Source organism: Alphaproteobacteria bacterium (assembly GCA_030740435.1).
GTDB lineage: Bacteria > Pseudomonadota > Alphaproteobacteria > UBA2966 > UBA2966.
The window spans coordinates 1-22165 of the sequence record JASLXG010000039.1 but is presented as its reverse complement, the minus strand read 5'-3'; the positions used below and the strand labels follow the sequence as shown (position 1 = coordinate 22165).

The 22165-nt window shown below is 66.7% G+C and carries 22 protein-coding genes; 1 reads left to right on the top strand and 21 read right to left on the bottom strand.

The genetic code is table 11. The features are described from left to right. Window positions 1–33: 33 nt before the first annotated feature. The 19 genes from QGG75_04575 to QGG75_04485 form a co-directional block, all read right to left on the bottom strand. Complete coding sequence (locus QGG75_04575) at window positions 34–1431, bottom strand: nitronate monooxygenase (GenBank protein ID MDP6066515.1); 1398 nt, start codon at window positions 1429–1431, stop codon at window positions 34–36. Next, on the bottom strand, window positions 1428–3635 hold the full coding sequence (pnp, locus tag QGG75_04570; GenBank protein MDP6066514.1) for a polyribonucleotide nucleotidyltransferase: 2208 nt from the start codon (window positions 3633–3635) through the stop codon (window positions 1428–1430). The genes QGG75_04575 and pnp overlap by 4 nt, the downstream gene beginning before the upstream one ends. A gap of 185 nt (window positions 3636–3820) precedes the next feature. After that, window positions 3821–4090: a 30S ribosomal protein S15 gene (gene rpsO, locus QGG75_04565; GenBank protein ID MDP6066513.1), complete on the bottom strand. Its 270-nt coding sequence runs from the start codon at window positions 4088–4090 to the stop codon at window positions 3821–3823. A 15-nt stretch (window positions 4091–4105) separates the two neighbouring features. Then, window positions 4106–5002 (bottom strand): tRNA pseudouridine(55) synthase TruB, encoded by an 897-nt coding sequence (gene truB, locus QGG75_04560; protein ID MDP6066512.1) that lies wholly within the window; start codon window positions 5000–5002, stop codon window positions 4106–4108. A gap of 10 nt (window positions 5003–5012) precedes the next feature. Continuing rightward, window positions 5013–5396 carry a 30S ribosome-binding factor RbfA gene (gene rbfA, locus QGG75_04555; protein MDP6066511.1) on the bottom strand — a complete coding sequence of 128 codons (384 nt, stop codon included), beginning with the start codon at window positions 5394–5396 and terminating at the stop codon, window positions 5013–5015. A gap of 186 nt (window positions 5397–5582) precedes the next feature. Next, window positions 5583–8165, bottom strand: a complete 2583-nt coding sequence (gene infB, locus QGG75_04550) for a translation initiation factor IF-2 (GenBank protein MDP6066510.1) — start codon at window positions 8163–8165, stop codon at window positions 5583–5585. A gap of 39 nt (window positions 8166–8204) precedes the next feature. Further along, on the bottom strand, window positions 8205–8873 hold the full coding sequence (locus QGG75_04545; protein MDP6066509.1) for an RNA-binding protein: 669 nt from the start codon (window positions 8871–8873) through the stop codon (window positions 8205–8207). Between the two features lie 28 nt (window positions 8874–8901). After that, a complete protein-coding gene (gene nusA, locus QGG75_04540) occupies window positions 8902–10500 on the bottom strand; it encodes a transcription termination factor NusA (GenBank protein ID MDP6066508.1) in 1599 nt (532 codons plus the stop codon). Window positions 10501–10528: 28 nt separating this feature from the next. Beyond that, the gene (gene rimP / locus QGG75_04535) at window positions 10529–11035 is read right to left on the bottom strand and encodes a ribosome maturation factor RimP (protein MDP6066507.1); all 507 of its coding nucleotides are present in this window, start codon (window positions 11033–11035) and stop codon (window positions 10529–10531) included. A 181-nt stretch (window positions 11036–11216) separates the two neighbouring features. Further along, a complete protein-coding gene (trmB, locus tag QGG75_04530; GenBank protein ID MDP6066506.1) occupies window positions 11217–11906 on the bottom strand; it encodes a tRNA (guanosine(46)-N7)-methyltransferase TrmB in 690 nt (229 codons plus the stop codon). A 28-nt stretch (window positions 11907–11934) separates the two neighbouring features. Continuing rightward, window positions 11935–13104, bottom strand: a complete 1170-nt coding sequence (gene metK, locus QGG75_04525; protein ID MDP6066505.1) for a methionine adenosyltransferase — start codon at window positions 13102–13104, stop codon at window positions 11935–11937. A gap of 192 nt (window positions 13105–13296) precedes the next feature. Beyond that, window positions 13297–13725, bottom strand: coding sequence for a helix-turn-helix transcriptional regulator (locus tag QGG75_04520; protein ID MDP6066504.1), 429 nt, complete (start codon window positions 13723–13725; stop codon window positions 13297–13299). 193 nt (window positions 13726–13918) lie between these two features. Beyond that, window positions 13919–15535 carry an apolipoprotein N-acyltransferase gene (lnt, locus tag QGG75_04515; GenBank protein MDP6066503.1) on the bottom strand — a complete coding sequence of 539 codons (1617 nt, stop codon included), beginning with the start codon at window positions 15533–15535 and terminating at the stop codon, window positions 13919–13921. A gap of 13 nt (window positions 15536–15548) precedes the next feature. Then, a complete protein-coding gene (locus tag QGG75_04510) occupies window positions 15549–16541 on the bottom strand; it encodes a hemolysin family protein (GenBank protein ID MDP6066502.1) in 993 nt (330 codons plus the stop codon). Next, window positions 16528–17064: an rRNA maturation RNase YbeY gene (ybeY, locus tag QGG75_04505; GenBank protein MDP6066501.1), complete on the bottom strand. Its 537-nt coding sequence runs from the start codon at window positions 17062–17064 to the stop codon at window positions 16528–16530. The genes QGG75_04510 and ybeY overlap by 14 nt, the downstream gene beginning before the upstream one ends. Then, entirely contained in the window at window positions 17057–18043 is a 987-nt protein-coding gene (locus QGG75_04500; GenBank protein MDP6066500.1) for a PhoH family protein, read from the bottom strand. Before QGG75_04500 ends, ybeY begins: the two co-directional genes overlap by 8 nt. A 64-nt stretch (window positions 18044–18107) precedes the next feature. Continuing rightward, entirely contained in the window at window positions 18108–19472 is a 1365-nt protein-coding gene (gene miaB, locus QGG75_04495; GenBank protein MDP6066499.1) for a tRNA (N6-isopentenyl adenosine(37)-C2)-methylthiotransferase MiaB, read from the bottom strand. A 126-nt stretch (window positions 19473–19598) separates the two neighbouring features. Then, complete coding sequence (locus QGG75_04490; GenBank protein ID MDP6066498.1) at window positions 19599–20075, bottom strand: Fur family transcriptional regulator; 477 nt, start codon at window positions 20073–20075, stop codon at window positions 19599–19601. A 54-nt stretch (window positions 20076–20129) separates the two neighbouring features. Next, window positions 20130–20543, bottom strand: a complete 414-nt coding sequence (locus tag QGG75_04485; protein ID MDP6066497.1) for a MucR family transcriptional regulator — start codon at window positions 20541–20543, stop codon at window positions 20130–20132. A 161-nt stretch (window positions 20544–20704) separates the two neighbouring features. Here QGG75_04485 and QGG75_04480 point away from each other — a divergent pair, with 161 nt between their 5' ends. Then, window positions 20705–20941 (top strand): sulfurtransferase TusA family protein, encoded by a 237-nt coding sequence (locus QGG75_04480; GenBank protein MDP6066496.1) that lies wholly within the window; start codon window positions 20705–20707, stop codon window positions 20939–20941. Here QGG75_04480 and QGG75_04475 read toward each other — a convergent pair. Together QGG75_04475 and tsaB are read right to left on the bottom strand one after the other, a co-directional pair. Then, a complete protein-coding gene (locus QGG75_04475; protein ID MDP6066495.1) occupies window positions 20922–21269 on the bottom strand; it encodes a ribosomal-protein-alanine acetyltransferase in 348 nt (115 codons plus the stop codon). The two genes, QGG75_04480 and QGG75_04475, sit on opposite strands and share 20 nt — an antisense overlap. Next, complete coding sequence (gene tsaB / locus QGG75_04470) at window positions 21266–21931, bottom strand: tRNA (adenosine(37)-N6)-threonylcarbamoyltransferase complex dimerization subunit type 1 TsaB (protein MDP6066494.1); 666 nt, start codon at window positions 21929–21931, stop codon at window positions 21266–21268. Before tsaB ends, QGG75_04475 begins: the two co-directional genes overlap by 4 nt. Window positions 21932–22165: the final 234 nt, after the last annotated feature.

Here is a 22165-nt window from a genome sequence, read left to right as displayed (position 1 = left end):
AATTCAATAAACAGTGCAACGCATTGATGTTGGCTAGTCGCCTGTCATCAAGCGTTCAACGAGCTGGCGCACCGTGGGGATGAAACCGTTGGAATAGAAGGGATCGCTGGCGAAGCGATAGGCCCCGTGCCCGGCGAACATGAGGTTGTTCTCGGTATTGTCGGTATGAATCACGTCTTGCAGGGTTTTCTGGATGCAGAAGCTGCGGGGGTCCGACTTCTTGCCGGTGGTGCCTTCCTCGTTCTCGGCCCAGTTGGAGAACTGGCAATGGCTCAGACAGCCCATGCAATCGACCTGGTCGGTACGGATTTCGGCGGCCCGCTCGGGGCTGACGAAGATCAAGGTCTGCGACGGTGTGCGCAGCGCCACGCTGTTGCCGTCGGCGATCCATTCCTCGGCCCGCTTGCGGTCGCTCTCGCTCAGATAGACCAGGCGGTTGCGCGGGCCGATGCCAAGCTCGGCCGCATGATCGCCGTCGGCGGCGCTGGCATAGCTGACCTGGCGGGCATTGCGCTGCTCGAGCTCACGCAGGAAGTCGTTGTGCACGGCCGAGGAATAGAACCCGGTGGGACTGAAACGGTTGAGCAGGATATCGCCTTCGCGCAGCGTCATCAGGCGCTGTTTCCAGGCCTCGGGAATGGGGATTTCCTGAGTCAAAAGGCCGCGGCTGCCGAACTGGAAGACGATCGGGCCGAGCTCGGGATTATCGATCCAATCCTGCCACTCACGCAGATACCAGACGCCGCCGGCCATGACGATCGGCGTCTGATCAAGCCCGAAGGCGCGCATTTCCTGGCGTAGCGCCAGCACCCGGGGATAGGGCGCCTCGGGCTTTAGCGGATCCTCCGAGTTGGTCAGCCCGTTGTGGCCGCCGGCCAGCCAGGGGTCCTCGTAAACGACGCCGCCCATGAGCTCGGCGAACTTGTTATAGGAGCGTTTCCAGAGCGCCCTGAAGGCCCGCGCCGAAGACACGATGGGATAGTAGTAAACGCCGTAATTGGCGGCGATTTCGGCGATCTTATAGGGCATGCCGGCGCCGCAGGTGACGCCATGGACGAGGCCCTTGGCGCCCTCCAGGATGCCTTCGACGACGTGCTGCGCGCCGCCCATCTCCCACAGGATGTTGACGTGGATGCGGCCCTCGCCGGCGGCCGTCTCGTGACAGATTTGGGCCTGGGTGATGCCGCCGCGGATGGCGTAGGCGATCAGCTCCTCGTGACGCTCGCGGCGCGTCTTGGCGTGATAGATTTGCCGGATGACGACGCCGAATTCGTCGTAGCTGTCGGCGTTGACGCCCGAGAACGTCCCTACCCCGCCGGCCGCCGCCCAGGCCCCCGAACATTCGCCGTTGGTCACCGCCACACCTTTGCCGCCCTCGACCAAGGGCAACACTTCCCGTCCGGAGACAAGCACGGGGTTCAACGCTTTCACGGTCTTTGCTTTGCGTCGTCGGCGCGGCGGCGCGGCGGCGGGGAAGAGGGCGGGCCGGCGGCCTGCGACCGGCCTGTCGCCGCCTCGCCGTCCCCCTTCTGGTCGCTGATTTCCTGGCCCGACTGCTGATCGACGGAGCGCATGCTGAGCCGCACCTTGCCGCGATCGTCCATGGCCAGCATCTTGACGTAGACCTCGTCGCCTTCGTTGACCACGTCGGTCACCTTGCCGACCCGCCTGGGTGCCAGCTCGCTGATGTGCACCAAGCCGTCGCGGTTGCCGATGAAATTCACGAAGGCGCCGAAATCGACCACCTTGACCACCTTGCCCGTATAGATCACGCCGACCTCGGGCTCGGCCACGATTTCCTTGATCCAATTGATGGCCGCCTCGGCCACCTCGGTGGTGGCGGCGGCAACCCGGATGGTGCCGTCGTCTTCGATATCGATCTTGGCGCCGGTCTCCTCGGTGATCTCGCGGATCACCTTGCCGCCGGTGCCGATGACCTCGCGGATCTTGTCCTTGGGGATCTCGATGGTGGTGATGCGCGGCGCGTACTGGCCGACCTCGTCGCGCGGCCGGGCCAGGGCCGCCGTCATCTCGCCCAGGATGTGCAGACGCCCCTCGCGGGCCTGGGCCAGCGCCAGCGCCATGATGTCACTGGTGATGCCGGCCACCTTGATGTCCATCTGCAACGAAGTGACGCCTTCCTCGGTGCCGGCCACCTTGAAGTCCATGTCGCCCAGGTGGTCCTCGTCGCCCAGGATGTCCGAGAGCACGGCGTGGCTGTCTTCCTCGAGGATCAGGCCCATGGCGATACCGGCCACCGGACGCTTGAGCGGTACGCCGGCGTCCATCAGCGAGAGCGAGGTGCCGCAGACCGTGGCCATCGACGAGGAGCCGTTGGATTCGGTGATCTCCGAGACCACGCGGATGGTGTAGGGGAAGTCGTCCCAGTTCGGCATGAGCGGCCGCAGCGCCCGCCAGGCCAGCTTGCCGTGACCGATTTCCCGCCGCCCGGGGCTGCGCAGGAACGAGGCCTCGCCCACGGAATAGGGCGGGAAGTTGTAGTGCAGCATGAAGCGTTCGCGATATTCGCCTTGCAGGGCGTCGATGATCTGCTCGTCACGCCCGGTGCCCAGCGTCGCCACGGCCAAGGCTTGGGTCTCGCCGCGGGTAAAGAGTGCCGAGCCGTGCGCTCTCGGCAGCAGATTCACGTCGCACGAGATGGGCCGCACGGTCTTGGTGTCGCGGCCGTCGATACGCACGCCGCTGTCGATGATCTGGCGCCGCACGATGCTCTTCTCGAGATCCTTGAAGGCTCCGGAAGCCGCCTTTTTGTCCGCCTCATCGCCATCCTCGAAGCCGGCCGACACCTTGTCGCGCAGCGCATCGATCTTGCCCTGCCGGGTCTGCTTGACCACTTCGGCGTAGGCGCCGCGAAGCTCGGCCTCGGCCTCGGCCTTGACCTTTTGCGCCACGGCGCTGTTGTCGGACGGCTCGGGCAGATTCCAGGGATCCTTGGCCGCCTTCTCGGCCAGTTCGATGATGGCCTCGATGACCGGGCGAAACTGCTCGTGGCCGAAGTTGACGGCCCCCAGCATTTCCTCCTCGCTGAGCTCATGAGCCTCGGATTCGACCATCATGACGTGATCGGCGGTACCGGCGACAATCAGATCGAGGCGGCTTTGCTCCAAGTCCTCGACCAAGGGATTGAGCACGAATTGGCCGTCGATGAAACCCACCCGGGCGGCCGCGATGGGGCCCAGGAAGGGTATTCCCGAAAGCGTCAGCGCCGCTGCCGAACCGACCAGGGCAACGATATCGGGATCGTTTTCGAGATCGTGGCTGAGCACCGTGCAGATGACCTGGGTCTCGTTGCGGAAGCCCTTGGCAAACAACGGCCGGATGGGCCGGTCGATGAGCCGCGAGGTCAACGTCTCCTTCTCGGAGGGACGGCCTTCGCGCTTGAAAAAGCCACCGGGGATCTTGCCGGTGGCGAAGGTTTTTTCCTGGTAGTTGACGGTGAGGGGGAAGAAATCGATGCCCACCCGCGCCGACCTCTGGGCGACGGCGGTACACAGCACCACGGTTTCGCCATAGGTCACCAGCACGGCGCCATCGGCCTGGCGGGCCATGCGGCCGGTCTCCATGACCAGCTTGCGGCCTCCCCACATAAGTTCCTTGCGATGAATCTCAAACATGTTTTGGTTTCCTTCCAACCTGCCGCGCCGCCCTTGCGGCGCAGCCATCGTGGCAACCGGCCTTCCGGTTGCCGACAGTCAGCCGCCGGCTTGGCCGGCGGTTGCTGATTTTCCTTTGCCGCTCGCCTCGGCGACCCCCGGGTTCAGCACCGGGGCCGGCACCGGGGACGAGGCGGATCGGCATTCTACTTGCGCAGACCGAGTTCCTTGATCAGCACCTCGTAGCGCTGCTGGTTCTTGCCCTTGAGGTAATCCAGCAGGCTGCGCCGGCGGTTGACCATTCTTATCAGTCCGCGCCGGGAATGCAGATCCTTGTGGTGTGATTTGAAGTGCTCCGTCAGATTGACGATGCGTTCGGTGAGAACGGCGACCTGGACCTCGGGTGAACCTGTGTCGCCGTCCGCGGTCGCGAATTTTCCCACAAGCTCATGCTTGCGTTCCGCTGTTATCGACATCGTCTTCTCCTGGCGTTAACAATTGAAAACCCGCAGTGGCCGCACTTCGCCGTCATTTGCTTCGGCTAGGGCAACCAGGCGTCCATCCGTCATGGTGCGGCAGATGCCATCCGCGATATTCAGCACGCGAATCGCCTGGCCATGTCGCAGGCGTTCGGCTTGGGATCCGGTCAGGGCCAGCGCCGGGATGTCGGCCAGCGCGGTCTCGACCGGCAGGATCGCTGAATCGAGCGCCGAACTATGCCGTAACTCGTCCAGTTTAGCCAGCGAAATCGCTTGCCCTTCCGAGAAATCGCCAACCCGGGTGCGGCGTATTTCGACGACGTGGCCAAAGCTGCCCAAACGCCGGCCCAGGTCGCGGGCCAGCGCCCGCACGTAGGTGCCCTTGCCGCAGATCAGCTCGAAGCGGGCGTGGTCGGGGTCCGGACAGGCCACCAGCTTCAGGCTGTCCACGCGCACCCGGCGCGGCGCCAGTTGCACCTCCTGGCCGGCCCGGGCCAGGGCGTAGGCCCGGCGGCCGTCGATCTTGAGCGCCGAGTAGGCCGGCGGCAGCTGCTCGATGGTGCCGACAAAAGCCGGCAGGGCCGCCGCCACCGCCGCCGCCGAGGGGCGCGACTCGCTCCGCTCCGTTACCGCGCCTTGGCTGTCGTCGGTATCGCGGGCCTCGCCCCAGGCCACCATGAAGCTGTAGGCCTTGGTGCCGTCCATGACGTAGGAAACCGTCTTGGTGGCCTCGCCCAGCGCCAGCGGCAGGACGCCGGTGGCCAGCGGATCGAGGGTGCCGCCGTGCCCCACCTTGGCGGCACCGCTGGCCCGCCTGACCTTTGCCACCACCGCCGCCGAGGTCAGACCTTGGGGCTTGTCGATGACCAGCCAACCGTGGATCGCTAGGCCCTTGCGTCGCCGTGCCATGGTTCTTTTCTTAGCTCTGGTCGCTCGTTTCGGGCCCGTGCAACAGGCTGTCGAGACGGGCCACGGCATCGAACGAGCGATCGATCTCGAAGACCAGGCGGGGCGAGAACTTGAGGTGCACCTGCTTGGCCAGTTGCGTTCGCAGGTAGCCGGCCGAGCGCTCCAGGCCGCGGCGCAGCAGCTCCTGCCCTTCTTCACCGCCGCCCAGCGCCAGCACATAGGCCGTGGCTTGGCGCAGGTCGGGGCTGGCCCGCACCTCGGTTACGGTGATCGTCAGGTCGGCCAGATCAGGGTCGCGCAAGTCGTGCCGCGCGAACAATTCGGCCAGCGCGTGGCGTAGTTCCTCGCCCACCCGGAGCTGGCGCTGGCTGGGCGCCCGGCCATGTCTTGCCATGAGATTCCCCGGCTCACTAACGGCGCCTTTTTGTCATTCCCGCGCACGCGGGAACCCAGGTTTTGCGCCGTTTTTTGCTGGCGTTCTTTGGCGGCTACCTTGACAAACCCAAACAAACCTGGGTTCCCGCTTGCGCGGGAATGACGGATGGGATCCTTGGGCGTAACGGTGCAACCGCGAAAGGCTCTAAAGCGTGCGCGCCACTTCCTCGAGCTCGAAGGCCTCGACCACGTCACCGTCCTGGACGTCCTGGTAGTTCTCGAACTGGATGCCGCATTCGAGCCCGGCCCGGACCTCGGCGACATCGTCCTTGAAGCGCTTTAGCTGCGAGAGCGAACCTTCGTGGATCACCACGTTGTCGCGCAGCAGGCGCACGCCGGCCCCCTTCTTGACCGTTCCCTCGGTCACCAGGCAGCCGGCGACACGGCCGACCTTGGTGATGCCGAAGGTCTGCAGCACCTCGGCGTTGCCCAGGAAATTCTCCTTGATGGCCGGCGCCAGCATGCCCGACAGCACCGCTTTGACGTCGTTGGTGACGTCGTAGATGACCGAGTAATAGCGGATTTCCACAGCCTCGCGCCGCGCCAACTCGCGGGCCTGGGCATTGGCGCGGACGTTGAAGCCGATGACCAGGGCGCCGGAGGCCTGGGCCAGGGTGACGTCCGATTCGTTGATGCCGCCGACGCCGCCATGCAGGATGCGCGCCTTGACCTCGTCGGTCGACATCTTCTCGAGGCCGCCCACGATGGCCTCCAGCGAGCCCTGAACGTCGGCCTTGATGACCAAGGGAAACTCCTTGGTCTCGCCGCTCGAGATGCGCTCGAACATCTCCTCCAGGGTACCGAGCTCGGGCTTGGCCACCTTCATCGCCCGTGACCGGCGCTGCCGGAACTCGGCCACCTCGCGGGCGCGTTGCTCGCTGTCGACGACGGAAAACTCGTCGCCCGCCTCGGGCGCGCCGGTCAACCCCAGCACCTCGACCGGCACCGATGGGCCGGCCGTCTCGACGTTTGTGCCATGGTCGTCGACCAGGGCACGCACCCGGCCCCACTCGCCACCGGCCACGAAGACATCGCCCACGGCCAAGGTGCCGCGCTGCACCAGGATGGTGGCAACCGGGCCGCGGCCGCGATCGATCTTGGCCTCGATGATCACGCCCTCGGCGGCGCGGTCCGGGTTGGCCCTGAGCTCGAGCACCTCGGACTGCAGCAATATGGCTTCCTCGAGCTTGTCGAGGTTGGTGCGCTCCTTGGCCGAGAGCTCGATGCACAGGATGTCGCCGCCCAATTCCTCGACCACCAGTTCGTGGTTCAGGAGCTCCTGGCGCACGCGGCCCGGGTCGGCCTCGGGCTTATCCATCTTGTTGATGGCGACGATGATCGGCGAGTCCGCTTCCTTGGCGTGATTAATGGCCTCGACGGTCTGCGGCATGATGCCGTCGTCGGCCGCCACCACCAGGACCACGGTGTCGGTGACCGTGGCACCGCGGGCGCGCATGGCGCTGAAGGCCTCGTGACCCGGGGTATCGAGGAAAGTAATTTTGTCGCCGCCGCTGAGTTCAACCTGGTAGGCGCCGATGTGCTGGGTGATGCCGCCGGCTTCGCCACCGGCCACGTCGGTCTCGCGCAAGGCATCCAAGAGCGAGGTCTTGCCATGGTCGACGTGGCCCATGACCGTGACGACGGGCGCCCGCAACTGCAGCACGCCAGCTTCGTCGGCATCGCCCTTGAGGCCGAATTCGATGTCGGATTCCGAGACCCGGCGCACCTTGTGGCCGAACTCGGTGGTCACCAGCTCGGCGGTATCACCGTCGATGGTCTGGTTGACGTTGGCCATGACGCCGAGCTTCATCAGGGTGCGGATGACGTCAACACCGCGCTCGGCCATGCGGTTGGCCAGCTCCTGCACGACGATGGTCTCGGGGATGATGACGTCGCGGATGATCTTTTGCGTTTCCAGCCCGCCGCCGCCGCGGGCCGCCTTTCTTTCGCGTTCGCGGGCCCGGCGCACGGACGCCAGGCTGCGCATGCGCTCGTCGCGATCGGAGAGCGCGTCGCTGACCGTCATCTTGCCGCCGCGACGCCGCTGCGGGCCACGCCGGCCGGGCTGGCGTTTGGTGTCGGGGCGGGGCCGCCGCAGCCCGTCGCGTTCGCCCTCCCGCGCTTCCGTCTCGACCGTCTTGCCAGGCTCGCTGCCGGCCGCCTCGGGATCGGGCGCGTCCAGCTTCTGGCGCGCCGTCTCCTCGGCCTTGCGCCGGGCGTCGGCTTCGAGGCGCTTGCGCTCCTCCTCCTCGGCCGCGCGCTGATCCGCGGCCTCGTGCTCCTGGGCCCGGCGGACGTCCTCTTCGGCCTGTACCCGGGCTTCGTCCTCGGCCCGCGCCCGGGCCGCCTCGTCGGCCGCCTTGGCCCCTTCGAGAGCTTTCGCCCGGGCCGCCTTTTCATCCTCGGTGAGCGACTTCAACACCACCCGGCCGCGGCCCGAGCCGGACTCGTCCAGAAACTCTTCGCGGACTTCCGCAACCACCTCCAGCGGGGCCGGCTTGATCTCGACCGGCGGCGCCTCGACCAGCGCCGGGGAAGCAACCGGAGCCTCGCGTCCGACGCTGCGCTTTTTGCGTACCTCGACAGCCACGGCCTTGGTGCGGCCGCGCGAGAAGCTCTGCCTTACCTGCCCGTACTCGACCTTCTTCTTGAGCTCGAGGCGGCCGGGCCGGGCCAGGCTCAGCGACTTCCTCTCGTCGGACTGTTCGGTCTCTTTCGACTCACTCATCTTCACTGCCTGCGTTGCGGACGCCCGGGCCACAGCGGCCTAGGACGCCCCCGAATGCGCCTCGACGTTGTCAAGCTGCCGCCACGGGGACGACGTGGGCGGCGGCCGGAAACCGGCCAGTCGCTCGACATCGAGCGCCAAGCGGTCAGCCAATCCCCCCGGTAACAGCGCAGCATGTACCACATTTTCCCTGCCCAATGCCAAACTCAATTCGGCCCGCGAAAAGAGCGCCACTTGCCTGCAGTCCCCGGCCAGGGCCGCCAGTTTGCGCCGGCCGTCGTCGGCGGCGTCGCTGGCGGCCAGCAAAAGGGCCACCTCGGAAGTCCGCAAAGCCGCCCTCACACGCTCAAAACCGGTGACCACTTGGCCCGCCCGGCGGGCCAGGCCAAGGCCTTCCAGACAGCGCCCGGCGAGCAACCCTTCGACGCGCTCGGCAAGATCGGGCTCGACCCGTACCCGGCGTTTGGCGGCACGGGCGAAGCTCTGCTTCTCGAGCGCCAGCTCAAGCGCTTGCCGGCGCGCCTCCAGCCACATGCCGCGGCCCGGCAGGCGGCCGCCAACGTCGGCCAGCACGGCGCCGTCGGGGGCCACCACGAAGCGCACCAGCCGGGCCGAATCGAGCCGCCGGCCGCTGGCGATGCAGCGTCGTTGCCGCGGCCCAGAGGCTGGAGCCGGGCCCTTCCGGGCTTTGCTGGCTGGTGCTGGCATGGCTGCTTGGCATCCCCGGCCGCCTGGCTCAGGCGCCGACTTCGCCGTCTTCGCCGCTGGCCGGCAGCGGCTCGTCCTGGACCGGCTCTGCCGGCTCTTCGTCGGCGGCCGGCAACTCCTCGTCGGCGAACCAATGCGCCCGGGCGGCCATGATGATGGCGTCGGCCTCGGCCGGCTCCAGCGAGCTGTTGCCAAGCAGATCCAAAAGTTCGTCACTGGCCAAATCACCGACATCGTCGAGGCTTTTGACGCCGTTCTCGCCAAAGGCCACGGCCATGCGTAAGCTCACGTCTTCGAGCTCCACCACTTCGTCGGCCACCCCAAGCTCGATGCGGCGCTGGTTCAACTGGGCGGCCTCGACGGCCAGGTATTTTTCCGCCCGCTGGTGCAACTCGGCGCCCAGGTCGGCGTCGAAACCCTCGATCTCCGACAATTCCGCGGCCTCGACGTAGGCCACCTCCTCGACCGTCGAGAAGCCCTCGATGACCAGCAACTGGGCGATCACCTCGTCGACGTCGAGGGCGGCGATGAACATTTCGCTCTGACGCCGGAATTCCTCCTGGCGGCGCTCCGATTCCTCGGCCTCGGTCATGATGTCGATGTCCCAGCCGGTGAGCTGCGAAGCCAGGCGAACGTTCTGGCCGCGCCGGCCGATAGCCAGGCTGAGCTGCTCGTCCGGCACCACCACCTCGATGCGACGGCTCTCTTCGTCGAGCACCACCTTGGTGACCTCGGCCGGAGCCAAGGCGTTGACGTTGAAGGTGGCGGGATCGGGCGACCAGGGAATGATGTCGATTTTCTCGCCCTGCAATTCGTTGACCACGGCTTGCACGCGGCTGCCGCGCATACCGACGCAGGCGCCCACCGGGTCGATGCTGGCATCGTTGGACATGACGCTGATCTTGGCCCGGCTGCCGGGATCGCGCGCCACCGCCTTGATCTCGATGATGCTGTCGTAGATTTCCGGCACTTCCTGGGCGAACAGCTTGGCCATCAACTGGGGGTGGGTGCGCGACAGGAAGATCTGCGGCCCCCGGGGCTCGCGGCGCACATCGTAGATATAGGCCCGGATGCGGTCGCCCTGGTGGAAGGTTTCGCGGGGCAACAGCTCGTCGCGCCGCACCACGGCCTCGGCGCGGCCGAGATCGACGGTGACGTTGCCGTATTCGACCCTTTTCACCAGGCCGTTGATGATCTCGCCGATGCGGTCCTTGTATTCCTCGTATTGGCGTTCGCGTTCGGCCTCGCGCACCTTTTGCACGATCACCTGCTTGGCCGTCTGGGCGGCGATGCGGCCGAAGTCGATGGGCGGCAAGGGCTCGGCGATGTAGTCGCCGATCTGGGCATCGGGGTTATGCTCGCGGGCCCGAACCAGGGAAATCTGGGTGTAATCGTTGTCCACCTCGTCGGCCACCTCGAGGGCCCGGAAGATGCGGATTTCACCGGTCTTGGCATCGATTTCCGCGCGGATCTCGTTCTCGTGGCCGTATTTGGAGCGCGCCGCCTTCTCGATCGCCTCTTCCATGGCCTGAATAACCGTCTGGGGCTCAATACTCTTCTCGCGCGCCACGGTGTCCGCGATCTGCAAAAGCTCGACGCGGTTCCAGCTCGAAACTGTTGATTCCATTTTCTCTTTCCGCCTCTTTTGCGGCCTCTTAGTGGCGCTGCCGGGATTGCAGCGCCGCGCTGATGACATCGTCGCCCGGCGTCAGCTTGGCGGTAACGATGTCGACATAGGGAAGCTTGAATACCCGTTCCTCACCCTCATCCGGCACGATGATGCGCACCGTGCCGGCCTCGGCCCCCAGCAGACGGCCGCGAAAGCGTTTGCGGCCTTCACGCAAGACGCCAAGCTCGAGCTTGGCCTGATAGCCGGCAAAACGCTCGAAATCCTCGATTTTGACCAGCGGACGATCGAGCCCCGGCGAGCTCACTTCGAGCACGTAAGAGCCGGTGATGGGATCCTCGACGTCCAAGAGCGCCGATACGGCCCGGCTGATGTCGGCGCAATCATCCACCGTCATCTGTCGCTCGGCCAAAGGCTCGGCCATGATCTGCAGCGTGCCCCCATCGGCCCCCATCATGCGCACGCGCACGATACCGAAACCCATCGCCTCCAGCGCTGGTGCGATCAATCCCTCGATGCGGGTCGTCTCTGTCATCGCGTCCTCGGTCGAAGCGGTAAAGATGCCAGACCACCGCACCGCGCCCAGCGCCACCGGGGCGACACAAAAAAAGTGGGCCTCTGGCCCACCCGGCGTCAGTGCTTATTATGTTAGGCCAAAACCGTTACCGCTCGGGATATTAGTCGAAAGCAGCGGCGCTTCAAGAAGAAACTTGCACTCACTGGCGTCTGAGGAAGCGGAAATAGAGCGGCTGGCGTCCGGCCGCCAGGGCCTTGGCCTCGTAGCGCGTGGCGGGCCAATCGGCCGGGCGGCGGTTCCAGTCGGCGACGCTCCGGGCCGGCCAGGCGAAGGCGCCGTGGCGCAGTACCCGGGCCAGCGTCCAGCGCACGTACTCGCCATGGTCGCTGGCGAAGCGGAAATCGCCGCCCGCCACCAGCACCCGGGCGATGGCGTCGAGGTTTTCGCGGCAGACGAAGCGGCGCTTGTGGTGGCGCTTTTTGGGCCAGGGATCGGCAAAGAGGAAAATCACGCGGCTCAGGCAGGCTTCGGGCAGCGCCGCCAGCAACGGCCGGGCGTCGCCATGGACGAGAAGGATGTTCTCGAGGCCCTGTTCGTTGACCTGGGCGAGCAGGCTGGCAACGCCGTTGAGGAAGGGCTCACAACCGATGAAGCGAACCTCGGGATGGCGCCCCGCCAAGCTGGCGAGGTGTTCGCCGGCGCCGAAGCCGATCTCCAGCCAGAGCTCGCGGGCGCCGTCCTTGAGGCGTTCGGCGTCGAGCACTCCGGTGGCCGGAAGTCCAACGCTCAAACGCGGCAGCAGTTTGTCGACCAGGGCCTGGCGGGCAGGCCTCAGGCGGTGTCCGCGGCGCCGGCCATAGGTGCGGTTGTCGAGCGGCGATCCGCTCATGACCGCCCCCGGGATACTTGTGGCGGCCTCAGCCCAAAGCCGACTTGAGGTCGTCGACCAGATCCAGGCGCTCCCACGAGAAACCACCGTCGGGATCGGGGGCCCGGCCGAAATGGCCGTAGGCGGCGGTGCGGGCGTAGATCGGCCGGCTCAGCTTGAGGTGCTCGCGGATGCCGCGGGGGCTCAGGTCCATGACCTCTTGCAGCGCCGCCGACAGGCTCTTTTCGTCAGCCTGGCCGCTGCCATGTAGATCGACGTAAACCGACAACGGCTTGGAGACGCCGATGGCATAGGCCAGTTGGATGGTGCAGCGCTCGGCCAAACCGGCACCGACCACGTTCTTGGCCAGGTAGCGCGCCGCATAGGCGGCCGAGCGGTCGACCTTGGTCGGGTCCTTGCCCGAAAAGGCACCACCGCCATGGGGTGCCGAGCCGCCATAGGTGTCGACGATGATCTTGCGGCCCGTGAGGCCGGCATCGCCGTCGGGGCCGCCGGTGACGAAACGGCCGGTAGGATTGACGTAGAAATCCTCTTCGGCGCACATCCAGCCTTCGGGCAGAACGTTGACCACGTGGGGCCGCACGATTTCGCGCACCTGGTCCTGTGTGAGATCGGCGCTGTGCTGGGTCGAGACCACCACCGAGGTGGCGCAGACGGGTTGGCCAGCGACATATCCCAGGGTGACCTGGCTTTTGGAATCGGGGCCCAGTCCCGGTTCGGCGCCGGAATGCCGAACCTCGGCCAGCGCCCGCAGGATGGCGTGGGAATAGTAAATCGGGGCCGGCATCAGGGGCTCCGTTTCGCGACAGGCATAGCCGAACATGATGCCCTGGTCGCCCGCGCCTTCGTCCTTGTCGGCGCCGGCATCGACGCCCTGGGCGATGTCGCCGGATTGGGAATGCACGTGGATCTCGACGGCCGCCTTTTGCCAATGGAAGCCGTCCTGCTCGTAACCGATCTCGCGCACGCAGGCCCGGGCCGTGGCCTCAATGCGTTCGGCGGTCATGCTGTCGGGGCCCCGCACCTCGCCGGCCAACACGATGCGGTTGGTCGTGGTCAGGGTCTCGACGGCCACCCGGCTATGGGCGTCGGCCTCGAGAAAGGCGTCCACCACGGCGTCGGAAATGCGGTCGCATACCTTGTCGGGATGACCTTCGGAAACAGATTCACTGGTGAACAAATAATCGATGTCGGCCACGGCCATTCCTCCGCCCAATTACCCCGGCCCGCCTTCGGCTGCCAGCGGGCGTGCTCTTGTGGCAAGCTTTGCTGCCGAGGTCAAGGGCCAGAGCAGCGGGCTGGCGCCAAGCCTTCGAGCGCCGCCGCGGCAAGCACCGAAACATCATCTTTTGGGGCCTGAAAAAAGGTACCCAGCGAGCCGCGCCGGCAGCTATTTGCCGGCCGCGGCCTTGCCGCCGCCGGCGATGCCGGCTATCGCCTTGGTCAGCTCGAACACCCGCTTGCGCACCATGGGGTCCTTGATCTTGTAGTAGGCGCGCACCAGCTCGAGGGTTTCGCGGCGCACGAACTGTTCCTGCTCGAACTTTTCCGGGCTGTCCTCGCTGAGGCCCGGCCCGCGCCCCGTGACGTTGGCCGGCATATCATCGAAAAAGAAGCTCACCGGCACATCCAGCACCTGGGCGAATTGGTAGAGCCGGCTGGAGCCGATGCGGTTGGCGCCACGCTCGTATTTCTGGATCTGCTGAAAGGTGAGGTTGACGGCTTGGCCCAATTTTTCCTGGCTCATGCCCAGCAGCGTCCGGCGCAGGCGCACCCGGCCGCCGACGTGAACGTCAATGGGATTGGGAATCTTGGCCAAATGTTCGATCTCCGCCCCGAAGGGGCCGACCGGGACACCGAGAAAAAAACCCCCGCAACTACTCATAGTATTTATAAGATAACAAGGTATGCGCGGTCAATAAGAATATTGCTGCCCAACCTTGGCTCATGGGTCCACATAACCGGACTATTTCGCGGCCGTGACGGGGTGGGGCGCGGCGGCCCCGAACAAGCTATGATTGGTCTCTAGGCGCCGCCCGGCGGCGGCGTCTTTCGAGCCAACCCAGGCAAAGCATCACCAGGGCCAGCAATAGCCCCAGCCCGACATCCCCGAAGCGGGCGTAGGGCGGCGCTGCCAGTGCCTGGGGCAAGGGCGAGTCGATGACCCCCGCCTGGCCCAGGCCGAGACGCCGCAGCACCCGGCCATAGCCGTCGACGACACCGGAAATGCCGGTATTGGCCACCCGCACCAGAGGCAGGCCTTCCTCGACGGCACGCACCCGGGCCATGGCGAAATGCTGGTAGGGACCGGCGCTGCGGCCGTACCAGGCATCGTTGGTGAGATTGAGCAGCCAACTCGGGCGAGCGCCTGATTTCACCACCTCAGAGGGAAAAATCACCTCGTAGCAGATCAAAGGACTGAACGGCGGCAGGCCCCCGACGGTGAGGCTCTGCCGGCCTGTTCCGGCGGCGAATCCGGCCGCCCCAGGGGCCAGCTTGCTAAAGCCCAGGCGGGCCAGAACCGGGGCCAAGGGCAGGTACTCGCCGAAGGGCACCAGATGGGCCTTGTCGTAGGTGGCGACGACGCTGCCGCTGGCATCCAGGGCCAGCAGGCTGTTCCAGATTCGCCGCTCGCCGGCGGCATCCGGGGCCGCTCTCAAGCCGCCGCTCAGCACCAGCCCCGACGGGCCCACCAGGCCCCCCACCAAAGCTGCCGCCGCCTTGTCGCGCTGGAGAAAATAGGGCACCGCGGTTTCCGGCCAAATAATGTGGCTGACGGCCTCGCTACCCGGTCCCGAGCTGAGCTGCAGATGGCGGCCCAGGTTGGCCTCGCGCAGATCGGCCCGCCATTTGTCTGCCTGGCTCAGGTTGGCCTGCACCAGGCGCAGCCGCACTTCGGGCACGCTTGCCGATTTGTCTCCCGGGCCCGGCAGCCGCGCCGCGCCGCCCAGCCACATCAGCAGCAGCAGCGCCACGGCGGCCAGCGGCAGGGCCCAGCCCCGGCGCCCGATCCTGGCGCCGGCCGGCGCCACCAGCGTCGCCGCCGCCCCGCCACAGGCGATGGTGACGAAACTAAGCCCATAGATGCCAAACAGCGCGGCAAACTGCAGCATCTCGTCGGAGGCCGTCCAGACGTAGCCCATCAGGTTCCAGGGAAAGCCGGTAAAGAGATGCCCGCGCAGCCATTCGGCGGCTGTCCAGGCCAGCGCCAGGGCCAGCACCCGGGCGCCGCCGCGCAGCTCCAACAGATAGACCGCCAAGGTGGCCAAGCCATGAAACAGCGCCAACAGCAGCGGCAGGCCGAGCACCGCCAGCGGCAACAACCAGGCGTGACGCGCGGCATCGACCAGCAGGGCAAAGCCGATCCAATAGAGGCCGCAGAGGAAAAAGCCAAAGGCGAAGCAAAAGCCCACGAAATAGGCGGCGCGGCGGCGCCGGCTGCCATCGTTGAGCCAGACCAGGGCAACGAAAGCGGGGATCAGCAGCGGCAGCAGGTACAAGTGCGGCACGCCGACGCTAGCGAGGGCGCCGGGCGGCAACGCGGTGCTGGCCAGGGCGCCGGCCGCCAGGGCTACGCCGTAGCGCCGCCAACCGGTCAGGGCCGCAAGCCGCGAGGCCAGCCCGCTCATGGTCCTCGGGCGCTCAGTTCTGGTCCCCGGACGACCCAGAGGTCTCGGGGCGGTCGGTGCCTTCTGGCGGCGCATTTTCGGCCTTGGCCGGCAAGCCGCGCACCCGGATGCGTTTGATGCGGCGCGGGTCGGCGTCGAGCACGACGAACTCGAGGCCGGCGGCATGGGCCACCACCTCGCCGCGCTGCGGCACCCGACCGACCAACGAAAAGACCAGGCCGCCCAGCGTGTCGACTTCTTCATCGCGCTCGTCGGGCAACAGGTCGCAGCCCACCCGGCTCTCGAGCTCGGCGATGGCGGCGCGGGCGTCAGCCACCAGGCTGCCGTCGGGACGCTCGACGATCAGCGGCCCTTCGACCTGGTCGTGCTCGTCCTCGATCTCGCCGACGATCTCCTCGACCAGATCCTCGATGGTCACCAGGCCGTCGGTACCGCCGTACTCGTCGACCACCACCGCCATATGGATGCGCGCCGCCCGCATCTTGAGCATCAGATCCAGCACCAGCATGCTGGGCGGCACGAACAACACCTCGTGCACGGCGCGGCGCAGGTGGAAGGGCCGCCGATCCCAGTAGCGCATCAGGTCCTTGATGTGGACCATGCCCAGGACATCGTCGAGATTGCCGCGGTAGACCGGCATGCGGGAATGGAAGGCCTGGCCCACCAGCTTGACGATGTCGTTGAGCGAGGTGCCGACCTCGACGGCCACGATGTCGGCCCTGGGCACCATGACGTCGTCGACCCTGAGCTCACCGAGCTTGAGGATGTTCATCAACATCAGCCGCTCTTCGGGATTGATCGGCTGCTCCGCCTCGTGGTGCTCGCCGATCAGTTCCTCGAGGCTCTCGCGCAGGCTGGCATCACCGTTGCGGTTGCGGGCCAGTCCTTTGACCCAGTTCACCAGACTGCCGCCCAGGGTGGCTTCGTCGTCGAGCGGCTCCGGCATCGGCGCCGGTGCCGCGCCGGGAGCCTTGGGGTTCGTGTCGTTGGAGTCAGAGTCGGTCATCGGCGGCGTAGGGATCGTTGATACCAAGGGTTGCCAGGAGCCGGCGTTCGAGGTCCTCCATGGCCGCCGCGGCGGCCTCGTCCTGATGCTCGAAGCCCCTGAGGTGAAGCACCCCGTGAACCAACAGGTGGGTCAGGTGATCGGCCACTGTCTTGCCCTGATCGCGGGCCTCGCCGGCCACCGTTTCAAAGGCCAGGACTACATCGCCGAGCAACCCGGGCAATTCTGTCGCGACCTCGGCCGCGGCCAGATCGGCGGGAAAGGCGAGCACGTTGGTGGCCCGGTCGCGGCCCCGGTGGCGGGCATTGAGCGCCCGCACCTGGGCATCGTCGCTGAGCAGCACGGAGATCTCGAGGTCGGCCTCGGGGGGCCGGGCGGTGGCCGCCACGGCAGCCCGCACGGCGCGCTCGACCAGGGTCTCTAGGGCCCCCGGTCCCTCGCCTATGTGCCGCCAGGAGGGCACGGCGACGTCGAGCGCCACCTCGATGCGGTCCGGCCCAGCGGCAGGCGCCGGCTCAATCATGGTTGCCACCATCGTCAGCGCTCGAGGCGCTTTCGCCAAACTGGCGGTCGCGTTCGTCGTAGGCCCGCACGATGCGTGTCACCAGGGGGTGGCGGACCACGTCATCGGAGGTGAATCGCACGAAACTGACGCCTTCTGTGCCGCGTAACAGTTCGGCGGCGTCGGCCAGTCCCGAACGAGTGCCCCGCGGCAGATCGATCTGCGACAGATCGCCGGTCACCACCATGCGCGAATCCTCGCCCATCCGGGTCAACAGCATCTTCATCTGCACCATGGACGTGTTCTGTGCCTCGTCGACGATGACGAAGGCCCGGGTCAGCGTGCGCCCGCGCATGAAAGCCACCGGCGCCACCTCGATCTCGCCGTTTTCGATGCGCCTCATGACCTGGTCGGTGGGCAGCATGTCGTTGAGGGCGTCAAACAGCGGCCTGAGGTAGGGATCAACCTTGTCCCTGAGGTCGCCGGGCAAAAAGCCCAGGTTCTCGCCCGCCTCGACCGCCGGGCGCGATAGGATGACACGCTCGACCAGGCCGTCGAGCAGCAATGATACGCCGACCGCCACGGCCAGATAGGTTTTGCCGGTGCCGGCCGGCCCCAGGGCGAACACCAGCTCGCCCGAGCGCAGCCGGCGCACATAGTCGGCCTGCAAGGGCGAGCGCGGCGTGATCACCCGGCGGCGCGTGCGGATGACGACGTCCTCGTCCAGGGCCGCGCTCTGGGCGCCGCGGCCCACCGTGGCCTCGGCCATACGGATGGCGCCGTCGACCTCGCCGCTGCCGGTCTCCAGGCCCCGCTGCAGGCGGGCATAGAGATCCGCCAGCACGGTCTGGGCCACCTGCTGAGACCAGGCGCTGCCCTCGATCGAGAGCCGGTTGCCGCGTGGCGTGATGGCAACCTCGAGGCGCTTCTCGATGAGGGCCAGATTGCGGTCGTGCTCGCCAAACAGCGGCGTCAACAGACCGTTGTCGTCGAAATCCATGAATAGCGGCGCCGGGCCGCCATCGGTATCCCTGTCGCGATCGCTCTTCAAGGTCGCTCGGTCCTCACGCCGCATCGGCCCCCAGCTCGTCCGGCTCTTCAGTCAGGCGGGCCGCCAGGCTGTTGGCCAGGCCGCGCTCGATGGTGACATTGACGACTTGGCCCGTCAGCTCGGGGGGCGCCTGCAAGTGCACGGCTTGCATATAGGGGCTGCGCCCCACGAGCTGGCCGGGCTGGCGCCCCGGACGCTCCAGCAGCACCTCGAGCCGGCGCCCCTCGCAGGCACGATTGAAGGCCAGTTGCTGGGCCTCGAGCAGGCTTTGCAGCTCGGCCAGGCGGGCCGCCTTGAGGGCCTCGGGCAACTGTCCCGGCAGCTCTGCCGCCGGGGTGCCCGGCCGAGCGCTGTATTTGAAGGAATAGGCGCTGGCGTAGCCCACTTCGCGGACCAGGGCCAAGGTGGCGGCGAAATCGGCGTCACTTTCGCCGGGAAAGCCGACGATGAAGTCGCCGGAAAGCGCCAGATCGGGACGCGCCGCGCGCAGCCGTTCGACCAGGCGCAGGTAGTCTCCGGCCCGGTGCTTGCGGCCCATGGCGGCCAGCACGGCGTCGGAGCCCGACTGCACCGGCAGATGGAGGTATGGCGCGAGAGCCGGCACTTCGGCATGGGCGGCGATCAGCTCGGCGTCCATGTCGAGCGGGTGCGAGGTGGTGTAGCGCAGCCGCGTCAGGCCCTCGAGGTCGGCCAGCCCGCGGATCAGGCGGGCCAGACCCCAGGGCCGCCCAGCCGGGCCGCTACCGTGGTAGGCGTTGACGTTCTGGCCCAAGAGCGTGATCTCGCGGCTGCCGCCGGCCAGCAGGCGCGCGGCCTCGGTTGTCACCTCGGCCACCGGGCGCGAATATTCGGCGCCTCGGGTGTAGGGCACGACGCAGAAAGTGCAGAACTTGTCGCAGCCCTCTTGCACCGTGAGGAAGGCGCTGGGACCGCGGCCCGTGGCTTCCGCGGGCAGGTGGTCGAACTTGGCAGCCCCCGGGAAGTCGGTGGCTATGGCGCTGGCGCCGCCGCTGGCCGCTCCGGCCACCAACTCGGGCAGGCGGTGGAAGGCCTGCGGACCGACCACCAGATCGACCCAGGGGGCGCGCCGGCGCACTTCCTCGCCCTCGGCCTGGGCCACGCAACCGGCCACGGCAATGACCAGATCGCCCCCCCGGGCCCGCCGGGTTCGCTTGAGGGCACGCAGCCGGCCCAGTTCCGAATAAACCTTTTCCGCCGCCTTCTCGCGGATGTGGCAAGTGTTGAGGATGACCATGTCGGCCTCTTCGGCCGCGGCCGCCAGAGTATAACCCTGGGGCGCCATGAGATCCGCCATGCGCGCGGAATCGTAGGCGTTCATCTGACAGCCGTAGGTTTTGACGAACAGCTTCTTGGCCAAAGGCGCTCTCAGCCCTTGCCTGGGCGCGGGCCGCCATCCGGCGCGCCGCCGTCGCAAGGCTCGGATCTATTTGAAAACACTAGCACTTGCCGGATGTCTGTCAAGTTGAAGGCAGCCGATGGGCTCTCAATCCTTGTCGCCATTGTCGTCCCGCTGGTGGTTGCCGCCGCCGTCTTCGTCTTCGAGGGGCACGCCATAGAGCTCCATCCGGTGGCCCATCAGCCGGAACCCAAGACGTCGGGCGATGCCTTGCTGCAGGGCCTCGATATCGGGGTCATGAAACTCCACCACGCGACCGCTACGTATGTCGATGAGATGATCGTGGTGCTCGTCCGGCAGGCGCTCATATCGCGCCCGGCCGTCGCCGAAATCGTGGCGCTCGAGGATGTTGGCCTCCTCGAAGAGGCGCACCGTGCGGTAGACCGTGGCGATGCTGATTTTGGGGTCGATCCGGCTGGCCCGGCCGTAGAGCTCCTCGACGTCGGGGTGGTCGTAGGAATCCGACAGCACCCGGGCTATCAGACGCCGCTGCCCGGTCATTTTCAGGCCTTTGGCGACGCATAGGCGCTCCAGTCTGGAGGGTGTGGTCTCTTTCGTCACCATGGTTCAGCTCGCCGCCCGGTAAGGTGGATTCCGACGCTGGAGGCTCTGCTACCCCTAGCTTTTCTTGCGCCGTTTGGTGCCGAGGCCGATCTTCTTGGCCAGGGCACTGCGCTGGGCGGCATAGTTGGGCGCCACCATGGGATAGTCGGCCGCCAGTGCCCAACGTTCGCGGTATTCGTCGGGTGTCATGCCGTAGCGCGTCTGGAGATGGCGCTTGAGCATCTTCAACTTGACTCCGTCCTCCAGGCAGACGATGTAATCGGGCATCACCGAGCGCTTGATGTTGACGGCTGGTTTGGGCTTGGCGGCCGGCGCCTGGGAGGGATTGCCGAGCTCCGAAAGCGCCCCGAAGACCTGCTGAATGAGCCCGGGCAGGTCGGCCACGTTGACCGAGTTGTTGGCAACGTGGGAGGCCACGATATCGGTCGTTAGCGCAAGCAGTTCAGCGGTATCTGTTTCCTGGGACATAGAAATCACAACCTCGCGACAATTGATATGTTGTGTATATTGGTTGCGTCTTCGAGGATCAACATAAAATAGCCCGTTGCGGACTCCTTGAGGACTATTGGCGGTGAATTATTGGCGGGGGACTATTGGCGATGACAGTAGCAGCGGCAACGAGTGACATAATGGCCGATCACTATCTCGACATTACCGCCGACGTTTGTCCCATTACATTCGTCAAGACCAAGTTGCTGATCGAGCGCATGCGACCGGGCGAAATCGCCGAGGTGCGGCTGCCCCAAGGCGAGCCGCTCAAGAACGTGCCGCGCTCGGTAGCCGAGGAAGGCCACACCGTGCTCAGTCTGGAAGCCTCGGAAGACGCCGCCGTCCACATCCTGCGCCTCAGGAAGGCCGAGGGTTAGAGCGCAAGACCAAGGCCGCCCGGGCCCCGCCGGCACCTTGGTAATAGCCTTGCCGCCGCCCCACCTGAACGAATCCAGCGCCAGCATAGAGGGCGAGGGCGGCGCCATTGTCTTCCGCCACTTCGAGAAACAGCTCGCCGGCACCAAGGTCCTGGGCCTGGCCGGCAAAGGCCTCTTCGTCGGCGCCGTCGGTCATGATCAGGGCAAAAGCGCCAGGCGTGGCCAGCAGGCCGGCGATGGCATCTTGGTCCCAGGACTCATCGAAATAGACGCCGTGCAGCGCCGCCAGCAGGCCCAGGTGGGCGGCACTAGCGAGACTCGCCTTCACGGCAGGCGGGCGTCGGGTCGGCGCAGGTAGAGCGGCGCCGGCGGCCGCTGGGGGAGCTCTCCGGCAGCCGCCAGGGCGGCGGCCCGGGCGGCCATGACGGCGGCGTCGGGCTGCTCGTTGCCGGGACTGAAACGCAGGCCTGGCGGCAGCTCCGCCAGGCACTCACGGATCAGCGCCGCGCCCGAGCCCAGCACCAGTACCGGGCCTTCGGGCAGGACCTCGGCCGCGGCCGCGGGGGACCTCGCGAAAGGCTGGCAAAGCGGCATAAGTTGGGCATCGAAGGCCTGGCCGTAGACCTCGCCGCGACGGGCATCGATGGCTACTAAAAGGCTTTGCCCGTTGGCCGCCGGTTGGGCCCCGGCCGCCAAGGCCTCGAGGCTGGTCAGGCCGAGCACCGGCCGGCCGCTGGCCAGGCCCAGTCCGCGCGCCGCCGCCAGGCCGATGCGCAAGCCCGTGAAGGTGCCGGGACCCCGCGTCACGGCGATCAGGTCGAGCTCGCCATAGTCGAGCCCGGCCTTTTTCCTCACCCTCTCCAGCATCGGCAGCAAGGCCTCGGCGTGGCCCCGCACGATGTGCCGGTGCTCCGCGGCCAGCACCCGGCCGGCCTGCCACAGCGCCGCCGAGCAGGCCTCCAGCGTGGTGTCGAAGGCCAGCACCTTCATGCCGTTAGCCCGCATTTCTCACCAGATCACGGACAGCAAAGCTCCCAGGTGATGTGATCCGGAAGGAAAAGGTCGATGAGCGTAGTGGTACTACGCTCTTCGAGCTTTTCCGTAGCGGGCGCGCAGCTGGGGGCGACCCTTCGGGCGGCGCTGTCGCGCCGACAGAGTGTGTCACGCTGCTTGCCCGATGTCCCACATCGCGCTGCGCAGCGTTCCTACCCTGTCGGCGCGACA

Bases quoted from the DNA above. Each gene is read 5' to 3' on its own strand.
- QGG75_04545 (MDP6066509.1), bottom strand. From the start codon at position 8,873: ATGCCAGCACCAGCCAGCAAAGCCCGGAAGGGCCCGGCTCCAGCCTCT.
- QGG75_04490 (MDP6066498.1), bottom strand. From the start codon at position 20,075: ATGGTGACGAAAGAGACCACACCCTCCAGACTGGAGCGCCTATGCGTC.
- QGG75_04510 (MDP6066502.1), bottom strand. From the start codon at position 16,541: ATGACCGACTCTGACTCCAACGACACGAACCCCAAGGCTCCCGGCGCG.
- tsaB (MDP6066494.1), bottom strand. From the start codon at position 21,931: ATGAAGGTGCTGGCCTTCGACACCACGCTGGAGGCCTGCTCGGCGGCG.
- QGG75_04480 (MDP6066496.1), top strand. From the start codon at position 20,705: ATGGCCGATCACTATCTCGACATTACCGCCGACGTTTGTCCCATTACA.
- pnp (MDP6066514.1), bottom strand. From the start codon at position 3,635: ATGTTTGAGATTCATCGCAAGGAACTTATGTGGGGAGGCCGCAAGCTG.
- infB (MDP6066510.1), bottom strand. From the start codon at position 8,165: ATGAGTGAGTCGAAAGAGACCGAACAGTCCGACGAGAGGAAGTCGCTG.
- QGG75_04500 (MDP6066500.1), bottom strand. From the start codon at position 18,043: ATGGATTTCGACGACAACGGTCTGTTGACGCCGCTGTTTGGCGAGCAC.
- rimP (MDP6066507.1), bottom strand. From the start codon at position 11,035: ATGACAGAGACGACCCGCATCGAGGGATTGATCGCACCAGCGCTGGAG.
- rpsO (MDP6066513.1), bottom strand. From the start codon at position 4,090: ATGTCGATAACAGCGGAACGCAAGCATGAGCTTGTGGGAAAATTCGCG.
- rbfA (MDP6066511.1), bottom strand. From the start codon at position 5,396: ATGGCAAGACATGGCCGGGCGCCCAGCCAGCGCCAGCTCCGGGTGGGC.
- nusA (MDP6066508.1), bottom strand. From the start codon at position 10,500: ATGGAATCAACAGTTTCGAGCTGGAACCGCGTCGAGCTTTTGCAGATC.
- trmB (MDP6066506.1), bottom strand. From the start codon at position 11,906: ATGAGCGGATCGCCGCTCGACAACCGCACCTATGGCCGGCGCCGCGGA.
- lnt (MDP6066503.1), bottom strand. From the start codon at position 15,535: ATGAGCGGGCTGGCCTCGCGGCTTGCGGCCCTGACCGGTTGGCGGCGC.
- QGG75_04485 (MDP6066497.1), bottom strand. From the start codon at position 20,543: ATGTCCCAGGAAACAGATACCGCTGAACTGCTTGCGCTAACGACCGAT.
- ybeY (MDP6066501.1), bottom strand. From the start codon at position 17,064: ATGATTGAGCCGGCGCCTGCCGCTGGGCCGGACCGCATCGAGGTGGCG.
- truB (MDP6066512.1), bottom strand. From the start codon at position 5,002: ATGGCACGGCGACGCAAGGGCCTAGCGATCCACGGTTGGCTGGTCATC.